Annotated in this window: 19 protein-coding genes and 2 pseudogenes; 13 read left to right on the top strand and 8 right to left on the bottom strand. The window is 64.2% G+C overall.

Translation table 11 applies throughout. The features are described 5' to 3' along the window. Window positions 1-75: 75 nt before the first annotated feature. The 5 genes and pseudogenes from ACIGJI_RS15645 to ACIGJI_RS15625 all read left to right on the top strand — a co-directional run bounded on the left by ACIGJI_RS15645 (window position 76) and on the right by ACIGJI_RS15625 (window position 4,226). On the top strand, window positions 76-489 hold the full coding sequence (locus ACIGJI_RS15645) for an Hsp20/alpha crystallin family protein (protein WP_183623767.1): 414 nt from the start codon (window positions 76-78) through the stop codon (window positions 487-489). Window positions 490-684: 195 nt separating this feature from the next. Then, complete coding sequence (locus tag ACIGJI_RS15640) at window positions 685-1,212, top strand: general stress protein (RefSeq protein WP_141386018.1); 528 nt, start codon at window positions 685-687, stop codon at window positions 1,210-1,212. Window positions 1,213-1,265: 53 nt separating this feature from the next. Next, window positions 1,266-1,511: pseudogene (locus ACIGJI_RS15635) on the top strand (helix-turn-helix domain-containing protein); the annotation flags it as partial. Between the two features lie 154 nt (window positions 1,512-1,665). After that, window positions 1,666-2,843, top strand: a pseudogene (locus ACIGJI_RS15630) (IS3 family transposase). Window positions 2,844-3,623: 780 nt separating this feature from the next. Continuing rightward, window positions 3,624-4,226 (top strand): hypothetical protein, encoded by a 603-nt coding sequence (locus tag ACIGJI_RS15625; RefSeq protein ID WP_363447587.1) that lies wholly within the window; start codon window positions 3,624-3,626, stop codon window positions 4,224-4,226. A gap of 229 nt (window positions 4,227-4,455) precedes the next feature. Here the strand turns inward: ACIGJI_RS15625 and ACIGJI_RS15620 are convergent, their stop codons facing one another. Further along, window positions 4,456-5,256, bottom strand: a complete 801-nt coding sequence (locus tag ACIGJI_RS15620; protein WP_363447585.1) for a hypothetical protein — start codon at window positions 5,254-5,256, stop codon at window positions 4,456-4,458. Between the two features lie 1,055 nt (window positions 5,257-6,311). On the opposite strand from ACIGJI_RS15620, the gene ACIGJI_RS15615 reads away from it, so the two are divergent. From ACIGJI_RS15615 to ACIGJI_RS15600, 4 genes are all read left to right on the top strand, one after another. After that, on the top strand, window positions 6,312-6,695 hold the full coding sequence (locus ACIGJI_RS15615) for a hypothetical protein (protein ID WP_079113010.1): 384 nt from the start codon (window positions 6,312-6,314) through the stop codon (window positions 6,693-6,695). Window positions 6,696-6,761: 66 nt separating this feature from the next. Further along, a complete protein-coding gene (locus ACIGJI_RS15610; protein WP_079113994.1) occupies window positions 6,762-6,962 on the top strand; it encodes an LPXTG cell wall anchor domain-containing protein in 201 nt (66 codons plus the stop codon). 141 nt (window positions 6,963-7,103) lie between these two features. After that, entirely contained in the window at window positions 7,104-8,009 is a 906-nt protein-coding gene (locus ACIGJI_RS15605; RefSeq protein WP_363447583.1) for a hypothetical protein, read from the top strand. A 236-nt stretch (window positions 8,010-8,245) separates the two neighbouring features. Then, window positions 8,246-8,554 carry a hypothetical protein gene (locus ACIGJI_RS15600; RefSeq protein WP_079113008.1) on the top strand — a complete coding sequence of 103 codons (309 nt, stop codon included), beginning with the start codon at window positions 8,246-8,248 and terminating at the stop codon, window positions 8,552-8,554. Window positions 8,555-8,680: 126 nt separating this feature from the next. Here the strand turns inward: ACIGJI_RS15600 and ACIGJI_RS15595 are convergent, their stop codons facing one another. The 6 genes from ACIGJI_RS15595 to ACIGJI_RS15570 form a co-directional block, all read right to left on the bottom strand. Continuing rightward, the gene (locus ACIGJI_RS15595) at window positions 8,681-9,346 is read right to left on the bottom strand and encodes a hypothetical protein (protein WP_363447580.1); all 666 of its coding nucleotides are present in this window, start codon (window positions 9,344-9,346) and stop codon (window positions 8,681-8,683) included. Between the two features lie 131 nt (window positions 9,347-9,477). After that, window positions 9,478-10,044, bottom strand: coding sequence for a DUF5067 domain-containing protein (locus tag ACIGJI_RS15590; protein ID WP_363447578.1), 567 nt, complete (start codon window positions 10,042-10,044; stop codon window positions 9,478-9,480). Between the two features lie 296 nt (window positions 10,045-10,340). Beyond that, window positions 10,341-11,024 (bottom strand): HNH endonuclease signature motif containing protein, encoded by a 684-nt coding sequence (locus ACIGJI_RS15585; protein WP_363447576.1) that lies wholly within the window; start codon window positions 11,022-11,024, stop codon window positions 10,341-10,343. Further along, window positions 11,021-12,109, bottom strand: a complete 1,089-nt coding sequence (locus tag ACIGJI_RS15580; RefSeq protein WP_363447574.1) for a hypothetical protein — start codon at window positions 12,107-12,109, stop codon at window positions 11,021-11,023. Before ACIGJI_RS15580 ends, ACIGJI_RS15585 begins: the two co-directional genes overlap by 4 nt. A 45-nt stretch (window positions 12,110-12,154) precedes the next feature. Then, window positions 12,155-12,310 carry a hypothetical protein gene (locus ACIGJI_RS15575; RefSeq protein WP_363447572.1) on the bottom strand — a complete coding sequence of 52 codons (156 nt, stop codon included), beginning with the start codon at window positions 12,308-12,310 and terminating at the stop codon, window positions 12,155-12,157. 11 nt (window positions 12,311-12,321) lie between these two features. Next, window positions 12,322-12,777: an SOS response-associated peptidase family protein gene (locus ACIGJI_RS15570; RefSeq protein ID WP_366244619.1), complete on the bottom strand. Its 456-nt coding sequence runs from the start codon at window positions 12,775-12,777 to the stop codon at window positions 12,322-12,324. A gap of 600 nt (window positions 12,778-13,377) precedes the next feature. On the opposite strand from ACIGJI_RS15570, the gene ACIGJI_RS15565 reads away from it, so the two are divergent. After that, on the top strand, window positions 13,378-13,674 hold the full coding sequence (locus ACIGJI_RS15565; protein WP_363447568.1) for a hypothetical protein: 297 nt from the start codon (window positions 13,378-13,380) through the stop codon (window positions 13,672-13,674). 141 nt (window positions 13,675-13,815) lie between these two features. Here ACIGJI_RS15565 and ACIGJI_RS15560 read toward each other — a convergent pair whose 3' ends face one another. Continuing rightward, the gene (locus tag ACIGJI_RS15560; RefSeq protein WP_363447566.1) at window positions 13,816-14,376 is read right to left on the bottom strand and encodes a hypothetical protein; all 561 of its coding nucleotides are present in this window, start codon (window positions 14,374-14,376) and stop codon (window positions 13,816-13,818) included. A 221-nt stretch (window positions 14,377-14,597) separates the two neighbouring features. Here ACIGJI_RS15560 and ACIGJI_RS15555 point away from each other — a divergent pair, with 221 nt between their 5' ends. From ACIGJI_RS15555 to ACIGJI_RS15545, 3 genes are read left to right on the top strand one after another with little or no spacing between them, the layout of a single operon-like run. Further along, the gene (locus ACIGJI_RS15555) at window positions 14,598-15,764 is read left to right on the top strand and encodes a glutathione-independent formaldehyde dehydrogenase (protein ID WP_147041051.1); all 1,167 of its coding nucleotides are present in this window, start codon (window positions 14,598-14,600) and stop codon (window positions 15,762-15,764) included. A gap of 1 nt (window position 15,765) precedes the next feature. Beyond that, a complete protein-coding gene (locus tag ACIGJI_RS15550; RefSeq protein WP_363447564.1) occupies window positions 15,766-16,335 on the top strand; it encodes a type 1 glutamine amidotransferase domain-containing protein in 570 nt (189 codons plus the stop codon). Continuing rightward, window positions 16,332-16,634: a putative quinol monooxygenase gene (locus ACIGJI_RS15545; RefSeq protein WP_061018829.1), complete on the top strand. Its 303-nt coding sequence runs from the start codon at window positions 16,332-16,334 to the stop codon at window positions 16,632-16,634. The genes ACIGJI_RS15550 and ACIGJI_RS15545 overlap by 4 nt, the downstream gene beginning before the upstream one ends. The last annotated feature ends 45 nt before the right edge of the window (window positions 16,635-16,679 follow it).

The raw sequence follows: 16,679 nt of genomic DNA, 5'->3' as shown, positions 1-16,679 counted from the left end.
TCCCGCGTGGAGAGTGCTAATTTACAGGCTCGGGATAGACCCGAGGACCCGCATACGGAAAGGAAATGATTCATCATGGCAATGTCGTTCGATCCTTTGAGCGAGCTCGACCGCCTCGCGTCCGGCCTGCTTCAGTCCCGTCCGGGACCGCGTGTGATGCCGGTAGACCTGTACCGTGAAGCTGACCGTTACATTCTCACCGCCGACCTGCCCGGGGTCGAACCGGAGTCGGTAGACATCGACGTCGACGGTCAGCTGCTGACCATCCGCGCCCAGCGCACTGCACCCCACACCGAGGGAGCCAAGTGGCTCGTTCAGGAGCGACCGGCGGGTACCTACCTCCGCCAGTTCAGCATCGGTGAGGGTGTGGACTCGGCGAACATCTCCGCCTCGTACGACAACGGCGTGCTGAGCCTGGTCATCCCGGTCAGCGAGAAAGCCAAGCCGCGCAAGGTTCATGTCCTGAGTCAGCACTCGCCTCAGGAGTAACGCCCGGCCGGAGACCCATCGACGAGCCAGAGTTAGCTTCTCGTTCGCAGCACGCGCCGAAAGCAAACAGGGGCGACCTTTCCCTGATGCCGAACGGGGCAACACCCGGCCTTGCAAGACCGGAAGACGGGCGTGCACCCAGCCTTCTGGTCTTAGCACGGTGATTCATCCAGTTTTCACTAAAGGAGTACGCCCATGACCAGCCCCGAGGCCCCTCGCAACAACCCTTCGGAACAGGACGCTAGTGAGCCCCCGTTCACCAATGACCCCCGCTGGAAACAAACGATCGCGCGGTTCTCTGACTACGCCAGTGCGCAGGCAGCGGTTGACCGTCTTTCCGACGCCGGCTTCGCTGTGGAACGAGTGGCGATCGTGGGGCTCGACGTTCGTGTTGTCGAGCATGTACTCGGTCGCTTGACAGGAGGAAAGGCTGCGCTACGGGGCGCAGGCGTTGGAGCATGGTTCGGTGTTCTGCTAGGTCTGCTGTTCGGGCTGTTCGCCCCCGGATTCGGTTGGCTGGCCATCCTGATCATCTCGGTCGCCTCTGGCGCAGTTTGGGGCGCTTTGCTTTACTTCCTTGGACACCTGGCTAAGGGCGGCCGACGGGACTTCGACTCACTGGAGACCCTTGAGGCGGGCCACTACGAGGTCCAAGTGGAAGCACCATACGCTGCGGAGGCCGCTCGTCTCCTCGCGGACCAGACCGCCCACCCCGGAGACTGAAAAGGGCCCTTCACGAATGAGGGTGTAGCGCGGGTCTGAAGCCTCCGGCTTCGAGTAGCGATCTCGGCACCAGCCGGCGCACCCTCGAACGACGAGTCCGTGCGGCGCTCAACCTCACTCCGCTCGGCTTCGTCCAACGGCTGCGCATCGAACGAGCTCGGCACCTCTCAGCAACCACGGACCTCACCTCCGCCGAGATCGCGCTACGGGTCGGCTACGCGAACGCCGAGACTCTGCGCTCCCTCCTGTGTCATGCGGCACGCGGACTGGCTCGTCGACATCGGTCCGGGTGCGGGTGAACCTGGCGGGCGCGTGATCTACAGCGGCCCCACGGACGGGCTCGCGGACGTCGACGATTCTGTGACACGCGGGTACATCTTCGGGGGGCGTGAGGAACGGATCGGTGACAACTGATCGTTAGTGCCGGGAGGCGCTGACGGGGAGGATGTCATCATGCCCGGCCCCTACCCCAGAGAGTTCCGCGAGGACGTCGTTGCGGTTGCTCGCAGCCGCGAGAGCGGCGTCACCATCAAACAGATCGCCGCCGACTTCGGTATCAGCGAAGCGACGTTGCAGAACTGGCTCCGTCAAGCCGACGTCGAAGACGGTAACCGTCCCGGCCAGACCGCCGCGGACGCCGCCGAGGCGCGGGAGTTGAAGAAGCGGATCCGGTTGCTCGAGCAGGAGAACGAGGTCCTCCGCCGTGCGGCGGCGTATCTGTCGCAGGCGAACCTGCGGCTTGGTGGCTCCCCAAAATGACGTACCCGCTCGTATCTGAGCTCGCCGACGCGGGGATCCCCGTGACGGTGTCGTGCCGGGTTCTCAAGCTCGCCCGCCAGCCCTACTACCGGTGGCGCAACGACCCCGTCCGGGACGCGGACGTGCTCCGCGCATATCGGATCAACGCGCTGCATGATGCGCACCACGAGGACCCGACGTTCGGCTACCGATACCTCGCCGACGAGGCCCGCCGAGCGGGGTGGCGGATGAGCCGGCGGACGGCGTGGAAGCTGTGCTCGCAGGCGGGGATTCTCTCGTCCGCGCAACGCCGGCGACGCGGGAAGGGGAAGAAGGCCGGGCCGCCCGTGTTCGACGACCACGTCCAGCGCGTGTTCCGCGCCGATGCACCGAACCGGCTCTGGCTCACGGACATCACGAAGCACTGGACGAGCGAAGGCAAGCTCTACTGCTGCGCGATCAAGGACGTGTTCTCCAACCGGATCGTCGGGTACTCGATCTCAGATCGGATGACCGCGAAACTCGCCGTAGACGCCGTCCGAAATGCTGTCGCGCGCCGCGGTGAGGTCGCCGGCTGCATCCTGCACGCCGACAGGGGCAGCCAGTTCCGCAGCCGCGCGATGGCCCGCGAGTTGCGCCGCCACGACATGGTCGGATCGATGGGAAGAGTCGGCGCTGCGGGGGACAACGCGGCCATGGAGTCGTTCTGGTCACTGCTGCAAACGAACGCCCTCAACCAGCAGCGGTGGGCGACCCGGCAGGAGCTGCGACTCGCCATCGTCGTTTGGATCGAGCGGAAGTATCACCGCCAGCGCGCCCAGGACACCCTCGGCGGCTTGACGCCCATCGAGTTCGAAGCCAAGCTAGCCGAGCCGCTCACACTCGCGGCCTAAACCGAACCTGTCACCAGTTCGTTCCTCACGCCCGAGCTTGAGTAGTCGTCGAGTCATGACGCGTCGGACAGCGCAATCGATGCGCTATGCCTGATGTGACAGTTTCGGGCGCGCTGTACGTTCGTTGCACGGACAGACGATGACGGGAGGCGTGATGTGATGCGATAGAACTAGACGATGCAGACTGCGTCCGACTGGAAGCGACACTTCGCTCGACGGTTTAAGAGCCGTGACGGCCATCTCATGCTTGGGAGCGGCGTCGGTTCGATGCCGGGCACCATCCACTCGCTAGTCGGTTTTCTCGCTGAGGTCTGTCCGCGAGGATCGCTCGAGCGAATTGAGATGCTCTTGGAAGGCACCTCCATGAGCGTGATGGATACCCGCGCGATCCCCGGAAGGTCGTCGGCAGGGTCACGTGAGATTCCTACGGATCCCGTAGCGGTGCACGCCACCGTTCATCGAGCGAACGAGTGGCTCAGTCGTGTTCGAGAAGGAAAGCCCGCGGGAGAGGGCACTCGCATTGTGCCATCCGAGGACACGGGATCGATGATGAGGGCCGGCAACCTCGTTGCGGGTGGACTCATTTGGTTGGCACCCGCAGCGGCCATCGAGGGGCTGCAGCTCGCGCTCCGACCAGTCCCGTTTCAGACGCTGTTTCGATCGGAGAGAGTCAATCAGCTCAGTTTCGCAATGCAGCTCGCCACGAACGATGCGAGGGCATTGGAACCGCTATTCCGGTACGTCTGACTCGACCGGCGGCATACCTGGGATGCTGATGGCATGGAACTCAGCCAGCTCGAAAGCCTCGATCACTCTGATCAATGGACTGTGGTGAGAGGTCGCATTGCCGAGGGGTCGATTGAACTTGATGCAGCCCTGAGGGGCCTGCACGCGCAGCTTCGCGGGCTCGATACGCGAGAGGCGCTCCTTGCTGCTCCCCAGAATTGGGCGAACCTTGCCGGGCAGTGCCGCACGATGTCAGCCTGTGCACCCGTCGCGGATCGAAGAATTCATGCCGCGATCGGGGCGGCGATCGATAGCGCATCAGCGGCGTACGACGAGCGCAACCGCTTCATGCACGATCTGCTCGTCGCGGACATCGACGATGAGCTGCTTCCCGACGCCGAACGCATCAAGCAGGAGGGTGACCGCTATTTGTTGCGCCTGGTCTCGAAGGCCGGTGTGCCCGGGGTATCGGTCGTGACTCTGGACGAGGCCATCGGGGTCGTGCTCACACTCTCGGCCGAAACGTGGCGTCTCCGCGCAGCCCGCGGCTATTTGGCGGGCCGCACCACTTGGCGGTCGTTGCTCCTCGGAGCTGTGGAGGGTGAGTGGGACGGTACGGCGAACTGGACGTACGACGGCCCCGAGTCTGACGACTGAAACTCACGCAGCCGTCCGGGAGGCTCGCACTCGAACCGGAGGCGTGGCTTAGGTAGCTAGCGAGGCGCTCGGCAGCTCCAGCGCCGCGAAGCTTGGAATCGCGGTAGACGAGAATCGTGCGGGTGGTGTTCAAGTCCGTCGTGTTCGCCTGCGAGCACGCACTGGTCGCGACTGCGGGTCGAGCGCAGCGCCGAGAACGCAGTCGCCTTGTCGTTGAGCGGGGTCGGCGTCAACGCCAGGTGTAGGCTTGGCGGGCAACGATCTCAACGAGGGCGGCGGTGGGTGCGTATCCTGTCCTCTCCAGGAGGAACGCCCGAGCTGTCGCCTCGCGTTCTTTGGCCGTACGTGACTTCCGCCAGTCATCCGTATCTCGAAGCTCGTTCGCAACCACCTCTACCGACTCAGACACGGAGAGGTAGGCGGTCGCCGCGTTCTCACGTACAGACTTACTTGCGCGCTCCAGCGCCCACTTCACAGTCGTGGCGTCATCGTCGGCGTGGCGAAGCTCATCCATGACAATGCGTCCGATGACGGTGCGTTGATTCTGTCCAGCCGCGCGGTATCGCGGGTCGAGTTCGATTCGGTCGGCAAGAGAGGCGATCCGAACTGCACGCGCGTCTCGCTCTTCCGCCCACGCGGACTGCTGACCTTCCGCCCAGCTCTCTTTGAAAGTCGCGAGATCTTGAGCCCACTCTGCGTCGGCGAGGTAAAGGCCGGTTGCGCCGAGGCCAAACCACCGCAGTGCCACACCTTGTGGCTGGTCGTTGCGTTCGCGAGCGAGGCGCGCGATCTCGGGCGTGACCTCGCCTTCGAACTCGTCCAAGAACTCTTCCGCGTTGAAGACATCGACGGTGATGCTGACGAAGGGAGAGAGCATCCGCTGGGCGAGATCCAGCGCCTCATCGGGAGACGTCGTGTCGACATGAAGGGCGAAGGTCGGCTCTTGCAGAAACGCGGCATCGACGACCGGCAAGCCGCGGCTCTCCGCCCCTCGATACAGGGTGCTCAGGAGACTATCGAGGTCTGTCACTCGCGCACCCTATCTGTTTGGCGGTGACGGCCGCGTGTCCTGCGACCCGGTCACCCGGCGTTATTGCGTGGAATACGTGAATACCCCAAACATCGTCTCTGTTAGTCGCCGTGTCGTCGTCTGACAGTGGGCCTGCGATGGGCGCAAGCTGTCGGCCTCGCCCTGGCGGCATCCACTCTCTCCCCACAGCCTGATATAGGCCGCTCTGATGCAGTCCGGCATCGTCGATAGTTACGGGAGGTGACTGCCGACGAGCGGTCGGCGCTTCGTCGACCCGCTCTCGCGCGCAGCGCACCCTCGTCCGTCAGAGCCGATCCCAAAGCAGAAGAACGGCCGGTGCCGCAGTGGGTGCGAGCTGCAGTGGGCGCAGAATTACGTCAGCTCCTCGCCGATCCAGATCTCGTAGCAGTGCCGAAACACCACAGCCGCGAGCGCAGGGAGATCACCCTTGTGGCTAGATAGTTCAGAGCATCGCAGCGATAGACCTGTGAAGCGCATGGCGCTGTCGAGGGCCGCGTGGGTGCACCTGGTGCTCCCTGTTGCGGTACCCGGCAGTGTGCTCTGCGGGGCGGCGATCGGCTCAGTAGAACCGGATGGGTGCGATTCGTACAGGTCTGCCTCGCGAAGCGCATCGACGAAGCGGGGCACAACGCAGGTCTCGTCCTTCGGCGCGACGACGTTTCTCGACATTGATGGGCTGCTCTCGCTAGGGGACCTCCGGGAGCGCATGCCGCCAGCGTCGATGACTATGACGTTCCGAGGCGCGCTTGATCGCGCCGGCGATGCTCTCGCGCCCCCCAGCTGAAAGCAGCGCAAGTCCCGCAGTGTCCGGGGGCAGGACCGACGCGCGCGCCGGTGAAACCCTTCCACCTGAACCCTCGTCACTTACGCCGATAGCCCGGATAAGGGGTCTTATCGTGCCCAGTGGGCCAGACATTGAAGTGAGGTGGGGCTGAGTTGCTGATCGGCGTCTGAGCAGTGCTCGAGCGGGATCGCGAGGGGTCGATCGTCTGCAAAGTAGATTCGGGCAGCAACCGGACCGATACGCTTCGACCGTGAACATGAAGTCGCTCGCCGCCGTCGCTGTCCTCGCTACCCTCCTCCTGAGTGGATGCTCAGCAACGACGAAGCCGTCGTTGCTCGACGCCCCCGAGGGGTACCAGAACATTGAGAATGAACTCGCAATTCGCGAGGCCCCGGACGGTACCGTGTGCTCTATCTCGAGCGTCGGATGCCGTGTCGTGGAGGCGTTCGCGATCCAGGACTGCCCGAATGGCGCCTACATCGAGGCGAGGGTGCTGGACGGAGGTGGCGTCGTCATCGGTATGACGAACGCCACGCTCCCCGCTCTTAAGGCTGGTGACTATGGCAGGTTCGAGATGCTGATCTCGGAAGCCGGAGCTGCGAGCACGGAGCTATCGACCCTGAGGTGCAACTAAGCGAGGGCGACGGCGGGCTTCACGTGATCTCGCCAGCCGTCAGGGCGCGCTTGATCTCCTTCAGCGATCGCCAGGGGCGACTGCTCCCGTAGTGACGTTTCTGGAGTCGGAAGCCGCCTGCCCAGCAACCGGGCGATCCAGGGCGGCGCTGTAGAGCTCGCCGCGACCGGTGGCGCACCGCTCTTTGCGCTGGGCCTGATCGGGGGCAGCGTGATCGTTGCAGGAATCCTGCTCCTGCGCGCCCGCCGCCGAGCGCATACCACCTGACGCACACCAAAGAGCGGTGCAGACCGGGTGGGTGTGCCCGCTCTTCGATTAGGCGGTGAGGAACGCGCAATGTCGCCCTGTCGCTTGTAGCGCGCAGCCGCTAATCATCGTAGGACGAGTCGGGTCGATAGGATTCGGCTCATGAACGAGCAATCCGAGTCTCCGGCGGCACTGTCGGCTGGTCACCGTAAGCGGAATCTGATCATCGCGGCTGTCGCCGTGGTGGTTCTTGTTGCGGCGGGCATCACGACGGGTGTCGTTGTAGCGGATGCGAATGCTCGCGCCGAGGCCCAGGCTGCAGCCGATGCGCAAGCCGAGGCTGAGCGCGTCCAGGCGGAACAGGACCATGCAGACGCACTCGAGGAGGCGCAGACCGCGTTGGAAGCGGGCGAGTTTCGCTACGTCGAGTCAGAACCCTACGGCGACGCTGCGAAGCGGGAAGAGCTTCGGACGGAGATCGACGCCCTCACCAAATTGCTCGACTCGTCGGAGCCGACGACCGAGGAGTTGAAGGACGCGGCGACCTCTGTGGACATCGCAATCCTGCTGGTCGGTTCGAAAGAGCAACGCGATGCAGAGCTGGCAGCTGCGGCGGAGAAGGCGCTCGACAATCAGTACGAGACAATGGCGGCGTCATTCGAGGGGAACGGCATGTCCCCTCCATTCGACGGCCGCGAGTACTGCGAGTACCTGCACGAGTACTACACCCCAGACAACGTGTATCCGATGTTGTGGGGAGACCAGACCGAGTCACGTCAGATCGATATCGCCGCGGTGCGCGTGTACTGCCCGGAGTTTGCTCCGAAGATGGACATGGTGCTCGGTGGCTTTTACGACGGTGATCACATCGTCGGTCAGACGATCCAGCCGGGGACGTACCGGACGGCGACGGGAGTGAAGGACTGCTATTGGGAGCGCAACGACGGCTCCGGTGACATCCTCGACAACAACTTCGTCGGAGCCGCGCACAACGGCGTCACGGTGACGGTGAACTCTGGAGAGGGCTTCACGACGAACGGCTGCGGCCTATGGATTCCTGCGGGGTAGAAGGAGACCCCGGCGACCACTCACTTCCGCTCGATTGCTAGGAATATAAGACGAAGTGCCCCAGCAATCGAGCGCGGCAGAGCAGCGAGGATCCGCGTGCTTCTGGGGCAGTCGCGTGCGGGGTCATAAAGGGTGGCGACCCGTCGGGGCTTATGACCCCGCGCTAGATCTCGTACTGGCCTACACGTCCTCAAGCCCAGACGAGTGGTCAGCGCGGCGTGAGATACGGTCGGGACATGGTGAAGCACTTCGATGACCTCTCTTCGGCTCTCCGAGAGTTCAGGATGCCCATGGAGAACCACGCCGCGATCTACCAGATCAAGAACGTGGTCGGGGGATTCGCGCCCGGGATCAAGGTGCGCAAAGACCTGATCATCGCTCAGCGCCTCGACGGAAAGCCTGAGATTCAGATCGGGCTGGGATCCGTTAGCGGTTTCGTCTCCGAGGAAGAAGCCGCGGTAGCTGCGGGCGGGCGTTCGAAGCGCCCGAGCGACCGCGGTAACGGCCTGTGGCGTGTGGACCTGCCTGTGCTCAGCCGCGGTTGAGCCCGTGGGTAATGCTGTCCAACGCTCGCTTGAAGTGACTCTCAGCGGCGTTAATATCCCGGAGTGGCGTCGAGGGGTCGAAGACCCGAAGTAGTGAGTATCGGAAGGTCGACGGATTTCGCTCCTTCAGCGCGACGTTGCCGCCGTGCCCATTGGTGGCGTAGGTGCGCCATCGCTGCAGGATGTTCTCGGCGCCGTCTGCCTTACCCACGTAGTGGCGACCGTCGCGGGTGTCGGTATCAGATAGATCCCGACGACCGACGAAAGCGCGGTCTGCCAGGAGGCATATGGGCGCTCCTTCACGACCGCCTTCAGCACGTCATACGAGACGACCAGCTGGTCGAATCCCGGGAAGCGCGGAGGCTGGGCGTCGGCGAGCTCGAGCACCGGATACGTCGCGGCAGTCGGGCCGAAGACTCGCCACACCCGTCCTGCCTTCCACCGAATGACGAGCCGGTTGAGCAGATCTTGCATGTAGTCAGTGTCGACGAGGTCGAACTCACGGAGCTCGCCGTCGTTGGACAGTTCCCCACGGTTCTCCACGACGCGCCAGAGGCGGCCACGATCGCCGCCTTCGGGCATGAGCACGACCCAGAATCGCGGAGGCGTCGCGGGGAAGATCTGCGACTTCGCCGACTGGCGGCGCGTGTACGCGAGGATCTCGTCGTCTGTCGAGTCTGCATGAATGCCGGCGAGACGGCTCGACGTCGGCTCAGCGTTGTAGGCGTGCCTGATGACCAGCACGTCCTGGATGGACAGCGACTCCGAGTCGAGGATCGTTCCGAGCGTCAAGGACATGCGACTGAGACTATCGATCAGAAGGCCGCACGACATCGGCGATCGCGATGTGTCCAGCGGCCGGAGGCTCCGACAGAAACGGCCCCGGCAAAGTCGCAGGGGCCGCTTCCTTCATGCTCAGTACGTCACTGCAGCGTAAACGTCGCGCTTCCGATCTCTGTCATGCCGAAGTCGTTCGAAGCCACGAGCTCCACGGGGGTGGTCTCGTCATCCAGCTCGTACGCGACGGCGTTGGCGACGGTGCCGCCCTTCTTGATGTCCTGGATCTGAGAGTCCAGGAACTGCTGGTCGGGGAGCATGCCGACGTTCAGTTCGTTGACCGCGTTCGGGTCGTTGTCCTGGATCGCAGTGAACGTGCCGATCCATGCAGTCGACGGGTCGGTGGGCTGGTCCGAGGTGTTGGTGACCTCGTACCAGAAGGCGATGACGGGCTTCTCGCCGTACTCGTTACCGGGCTGGCCGACGGCGATCATCTTCGTGTCCGTGATCTTGATCGTGTACTCGGGCAGCGTGAGGACGTTGTCCGAGAATGAGGCTCCTGACGTCGTCTCAGCCTCTTCCGTCGCGTCGGAGGACACGGCGGTCGTGGTTTCGGGCTTGGGCTCGGATGCCGCGGGCGCCGAGCATCCGCTCAACAAGAGTGCCGCGACCCCCAGTGCGAGGACGGCAGAGTTCTTCTTCGACAGGCGCATGTGCGCTTCCCCCAGGAGTGAGTGTGAACGCTGACGACGCGTCAGCGATTCTCAGGGTAGTGGCTCTGGGACAGCGTCCTGGGCGCCGAAGCGACCGCGACGATCGATCGTTACCAGCACGTCACCGGTCGCGACTCGGCGGTCGATGCTCCGTCAGTCGGGGACGGTCCGAAACGCGCGGGTGACATAGGGCAGGTCGATGGCTGAGTCATCGTCGAGTCCGAGCTCGTCGAACAGGAGGTCCAGTTCGGGCCGGATGCGGGTCTTCTCCTCGTCGGAGGCCGCGATCGAGTGATCTACGGTCGCGCGTTCGATATATCCTCCACAGGCAGCAGCGACCTCTCGAACCTCCTCAACCAGCTCGGGTGGTAGCCGGGCGCCGCATGTCGGCGACCGGTGTTCTCCCCGGCGGCGACGATCCTTGCGTATCGAGAGAGCAGACCGTCCCACTCGCTGTCGTGAGCGGGAGCGGCGGCGACAGAAAGAGAGGCTGCGTCGAGGCTCGACTTCCGGGTGTTGCACATTGCGTGAAGGGTCGTGAGGTTCTCCGGGTCGCTGGACCCGCCGCCGGCGTGAGCGAGGACGTGGTCGGCTTCGGGCGCGAGCGCCCAGTAGGCGGGGTGCACGGTACCGCGGCGGTAGTGGGCGTAGTACGGGAAGCCGTCGGGGAACACGTCGCTGATCGCGGCGAGGATGCAGCGGGGGATCGTCCGGCCGCCGCAGTACGTGCAGACGAAACCGTCCCGGAGGAACACTTCGGCGCGCGTCCGATCGGAGACGCGGCGAGAGCTGCGGACCTCACTGCCCGCGGTGGCTGGGCCGTGGAGCGTGAGCGTGCCCATCCAGACTTCGCCAGCGATGGGTTCGAGGAACTGGCGGGCGCGGTCCAGCGACGACGGCAGCACCGCAGTGACCTCATCGAGGATCCCGCTGTACCAGGCGGCCGCGTCGGGGCGGAGGGCGTGAACCTCGCGGGTCACGAGCTCGACGAGTCGTCGACGGGGACTTCAAACTCACGGGTGCGCATGACGGCGCCGACTCCGAGGAAGCCGGCAAGGTGAACGACGTCGTTGCCACCCATGACGCGGTTCAGCGTGAACTTCCTCGGGAACTGCTCGAGGAGTGGGTTCTCGCCGTCGAACGAGCGCTCGGTCTTGAGCGCGAAGATGCGGGTAGTATCCAGGGCCCGAAAGCTGTCGATCGAGAGGATCGATGTGTCGACGCTGCCCCAGATGAGGCGATCGAACTGTTTCTGGTTGGTCCAGTGCTGTCGGATGCGCTTCGCGATGCCGCTAGATGCCCCAGCCACCCCGACGTACACCTGCGCGAACTCGTCGAGCACCATGATGTAGAGCCCGGGCACGCCGTCCCACTTGGTGAGATCGGTGACTTCGACCATGCCGGGCTGGCTGGCAACGACAGACTTCAGGGCGCTCTCGAACTCGTCGCGATCGAGGGAGGCGAAGTGTGCCATGTTCAAGTCGAAGTTCTGCAATGCTCTCTCCCGATGCTCTTCGCACCATTCGTCGGAGTGAAAGAGGTGCTCGGCGTCTTCGTACGACCAGTCGAGGGAGTCCCACAGCTCAGGGTTGTCTTCTCGGTGCCACCGCGGGAGCGACGAGCGATTGTTGATCGTGGCGTAGGTGTCACGAGAGATCCTCAGGCCGAGGCCGAAGTGGCTGCGCACCGCCGTGCCGAAGTGCGTGGCCCTCTCGACGCCGCTGACGCGAGGCCGGCCGCGCCGCGGGATCGCGACCGGGACGCCCCAGACCTTGCGGGCGAGCCTCGTTTGCCACCGGTGCCAGACGAGCGTGTGACCGGAGTCGGTCAGCACGTGCAGCGTCGCATTCGCGTCCGGCCCGATCGAGACGTTGAAGATCCGAGCCGGGTCGAACTCGAGGTGCTCACCCTCGGGGATGAGTCCGGCGCTGTTCAGCTCAAACGGGTCAGCGTCGAGCACAGGGTAGCCGTCGTCAGCGAGACCCTGGCGCAGCTCCTGAGCAGCCTGCACGGTCTGCGCCCACACGAGGGTCTCTCGCGGAGTGGCGGTGATTTCGAGGTGCACTCGGATAACGCTACTTTCATGCCACGGGAAAGCTACTCACGCCTCTCAGCGTTGGGCTGGTCGAAGCACCAATGCGACGGTCTCCTCGGTTGTGAACGTCTTCCCGTCACGCTCGGCGAGTGCGTCGGCGTGCAGGGCCTCCATGCCTGAGCGGATCTGCTGCAGGCGCTCGAGACGGCCCGAGTCATCTGGTTGGGTCACAGGTGCTCCTTTCAGGCGACGGGTTCCAGCAGCGTGGGGTCGGTCGGGTCGACGGTCCGAGAGTTGCTGACCTTGCGATCGACGATGTGCTCACGGATGGTAGACGCGACGGCGCTCGAGGTGTGCTCGAGCATCGCCAGGGTCTCAGCCTTCCGGTCGCCGGTGAGCTTCTCGGGCGTGAGCCACGCATCCCAGGAGTCGGGCGTTAGGAACGCGGGCATCCGGTCGTGCACCTCGCCGCTGGCATCGCGCGCCTCGCGGGTGATGACGACGAAGCAGCGCGACTTCTCACCGTTCGGCAGCTCCATTGACCAGGTCAGGCCCGCGGCCGAGAGCAGACCGTCGCCGTGCAGGAAGTGTGGCGTCTCCGGGGTCTTGTCGCCTGTCCACTCGAAGTAGACCCGCATCGGAACGATGCATCTCGCAGCGGAGAAAGCGGGAGCCCAGAAGCCCTGAGCGAGCTTCACCGAACTAAGAGGACGCCTGCCGAAAACGATCGTTTCTGGCGCGAGACCGCGAAACTGGCCGGAACGGTCGCCGTTAACGTCCTTCAGAACCGCCAATCGGCGGAGGCTTTCGGCTGGGCGTCAGCTGCCCGCTGTGGACGCGCGCAGCGCTCATCGCTTGTGCGCCTGGCTGATGTCCTGAAGGTGGAATCGGTCTGTCAGTATGGCTTCATGTCCGGCACACGCAAGCTCGCCCCTGTACTCGCCGTACTCACCTTGACAGCTGCCGCGCTGGCCGGGTGCACCACCACAGCACCAGCGTCAGTTCAGACGTCTGAAGCCCCCGCTCCCACGGCTGACATCAGGCCGGTGACCGAGAGTACGCCAACGCCGGAATCGACCGAGCCGGAAACCTGCACCCGCGCGTCTGAGGTCTACGGCGACGGCGGTGGTTTGTATTGGGAGCGGCAGGGGATACTCCGGGATCTAGGCGCACGTGAGTTCGCGCGGGGCGAGGTGACAGTCGATGAGGACGGCACTCCCGTGACCTATACCGTTGAACCTGGTGACGTCGAGGCTGTGATCGCTGAACGGCTCTGCGCGTGGCCTACCCTCGGCGAGATGAACCACGTGCGTGTGATCCAGCCCGGGCAGATCCTCTGGCTCACCCCCGACCCCGACCTTCCCTGGGTGCCGTACTACAGCCCTGACGACGCGCCTGCCGGGTTCCAGCAGATTCCGTATCAGCAGGCCATCGAGTCCGCCGACAGGGCAGTTGACGCCGGTGACGTGGACACCGTGCGGGCGATTTGGAGCGACACGCTCAAGGGCATGTTCGTGAACCAGGAGACCATCGGCGTGGTCCAGAAGGTGGTCGACTCCGGCGACCTCGACGCGCTTCGCCAGCTCTTCTCCTGACACTGGGTCGTCCTCGGCGGTGTCGAACGATTCTTGTGCGTGGAGCCCTGATCGTCGCTAAGGAGGACGGGCCGGCCGCGGAACGGCGCGACGCGAGTACCACGTGTGACTACGTGCGGCGAACTTGCGCGAAGGATCCCGTTACTGGGCCCAATCTGGCACGGGGTATGACAGGCGCGCGAAGATGATGCATGCGGTGGCGAGTGCGATCGAGGTGACGGCGATCATCACCATGCCGCGCACCCGGAATCGTGCGGGCTGGGTCAGGTTGCGCCAGGAGAACACGCCACCGACGAAGGCCGCCAACACGGGGAGCACGGATGCGCTGAAGACTCCCATGAGAGCTACGACCTGCTGGTCGGCGTCGTTCTCGAGTCCGATTCCGGCCCAGCCGAAATAGAACCAGGCGACTGGAAGAGCGAGTGCTGCGATGATGCCGGACCCGACCGTAATGACGACGTGTGGCCTGCCGCTGACCGGTGCGGCTGCGTGAATGACGAGTCCGGCGACGACAAGGGCGAGTGCGAGGAAGTACGGCCAAGCCACGAAAAGATCGACGGTTGAAAGCGCGAGATACGTGGTCCCGCCAAGAACGAGGTGAATCGTTGCGATGATGCACCCAAGCAGCACCGCGCTAGTCGCCGTTGTCGAAACAGCACGACCGTGAACGTTGGCGTCCATCTGCTCCGCTTTCGCGCTCATGAGCAGAGCCTAGCGAGGCACAAGCGGCGGACGGGCGTCCGCCGTAAACGATCGTTTACGGTGCACTCGCGATAGAGGCCACGGATCGCGCCGAAAACGCACATCAGAACGTGTTTCGGCGGGCGTTCGATGTCTCGCGAAGGGCTGGCGTTGTCAAGGCCCTACCAGCAGGCTATCGAGGCCAGTAGGTTCTCGAGCAACACCATTTGATCGGAGTGGACATGAAAGCAGTAGTGTACGAGGGACCCCGTCAGGTCAGCACGAAGGATGTCCCGGACGCGAAGATCGAGCGACCCACCGATGTGCTGGTCAGGGTAACGACGACGAACATCTGCGGCTCGGACCTCCACATGTACGAGGGGCGGACCTCTTTCGAAGTAGGCCGGACGTTCGGTCACGAGAACATGGGGGAGGTCATCGAGGTCGGTAGTGGCGTGGAGAAGGTCAGGGTCGGAGACCGGGTTGTGCTCCCGTTCAACATCTCGTGCGGATTCTGTAAGAACTGCGAACGCGGCCTGACCAACTACTGTCTCACCACCCAGCCCGAACCATCGTTCGCCGGTGCGGCCTATGGGTTCGCCGACATGGGTCCCTATGGCGGTGGCCAAGCGGAACTGCTCCGTGTGCCTTTCGGTGACCACAACGCGCTGCGCCTGGGCGAGGATGCGGAGGAGAGGGAGAACGACTACGTCATGCTCTCTGACATCTTCCCCACCGGCTACCACGCCACCGAGATGGCCGGCGTAGTACCCGGCGACAGCGTGGTGATTGCGGGGGCGGGTCCGGTCGGATTGATGGCCGCCCTGTCCGCGATGATCAAGGGCGCGGCAAAGGTGATGGTGGTCGATCGCCACCCTGACCGGCTCGCGCTGGCCGAGCAGATCGGTGCGATTGCCATCGACGATTCCAAGGTCGACCCCGTGCAAGCTGTTCTCGACGAGACGATGGGGCTCGGAGCTGACCGTGGCTGCGAATGCGTGGGCTACCAGGCCCACGATCCACAAGGCAACGAGGACACCGCCGCTACGCTGAACATGCTCATTAACTCGGTCCGCTTCACCGGAGGGATCGGCACCGTCGGCGTGTTCGTCCCCCAGGACCCTGGAGGCAAGGATGACCTTGCCAGGCAGGGAAAGGCGGCCATCGATTTCGGCACGCACTGGTTCAAGGGGCAGACCATGGGTAGCGGTCAGGCCCCCGTCAAGCGGTACAACCGCCAGCTGCGGGACTTGATCGCCGCCGGCAAGGCGACCCCCTCATGGATCGTCTCCCACGAGATCTCGCTGGACCAAGCCGCCGATGCCTACAAGAACTTCGACGCCCGGTCCAAGGGTTGGACCAAGGTCCTCATCAAGCCCGGGATGTCGACCGAGAAGAAGGCGAGCTGATATGACCGAGATGCTACAGGGCAGGAGAGTTGCCATCCTCGCCGCCGACGGGGTTGAGCGAGTCGAGCTCGAGAAGCCCCGCGAGGCACTGGAGCGAGCTGGGGCACAGACCGAGGTCCTGTCGATCCATGACGGTGAGATTCAGGCGCGTGAGAACGATCTGGATGCAGCAGGCACGTTCACCGTTGATGGGTTGGTCGCGCACGCCTCTGTCACGGACTATGACGCTCTGCTTCTCCCAGGGGGTACGGTGAACCCCGACCAACTCCGGGTTGACCCCGACGCCGTCTCCTTCGTCCGCGAGTTCGTCCAAAGCGGCAAGCCCGTTGCGGCGATCTGTCACGGGCCGTGGACGCTGATCGAGGCCGGTGTGGTCGGAGGTCGCACCTTGACGTCTTTCCCGAGCATCCGCACGGACCTGCGCAATGCCGGTGCGCACGTCGTCGACCAGGACGTCGTGGTGGACGGGAACCTGATCACCAGCCGCTCGCCCGATGACCTGTCCGCGTTCTGCGATACGGTCGTGGCGAAATTTGCGGGCAATTCGATCCAGGAAGAGGTGATGTCATGAGCGTGACGAAGGGACTGCTTGTCAGGTTGGAGGCCCTGCCCGGCAAGGAAGACGAGGTCCAGGAATTCCTCGGTATCGGGCGAGGGCTCGTCGAGGAGGAACCGGCCACCGTCGCGTGGTTCGCGATCCGTCTGGGCCCGTCCTCCTTCGGGATCTTCGACGTGTTCCCCGATGACGCCGGCCGCGACGCGCACCTGTCTGGCGCGGTTGCGACCGCTCTCGGCGAGCAGACCGGCACGTTGTTCTCCGAACCGACGATCGAGAAGTTGGACGTCCTGGGCTCCAAACTCCCCGCCTGACACCACAGACCGGGAGTACTGGCCCAGAAAGGAGGGGTCGCTGCG

Source organism: Microbacterium sp. NPDC064978, assembly GCF_044543605.1.
Lineage (GTDB): Bacteria > Actinomycetota > Actinomycetes > Actinomycetales > Microbacteriaceae > Microbacterium > Microbacterium meiriae.
This window is presented reverse-complemented; position numbering and strand designations above follow the sequence as displayed.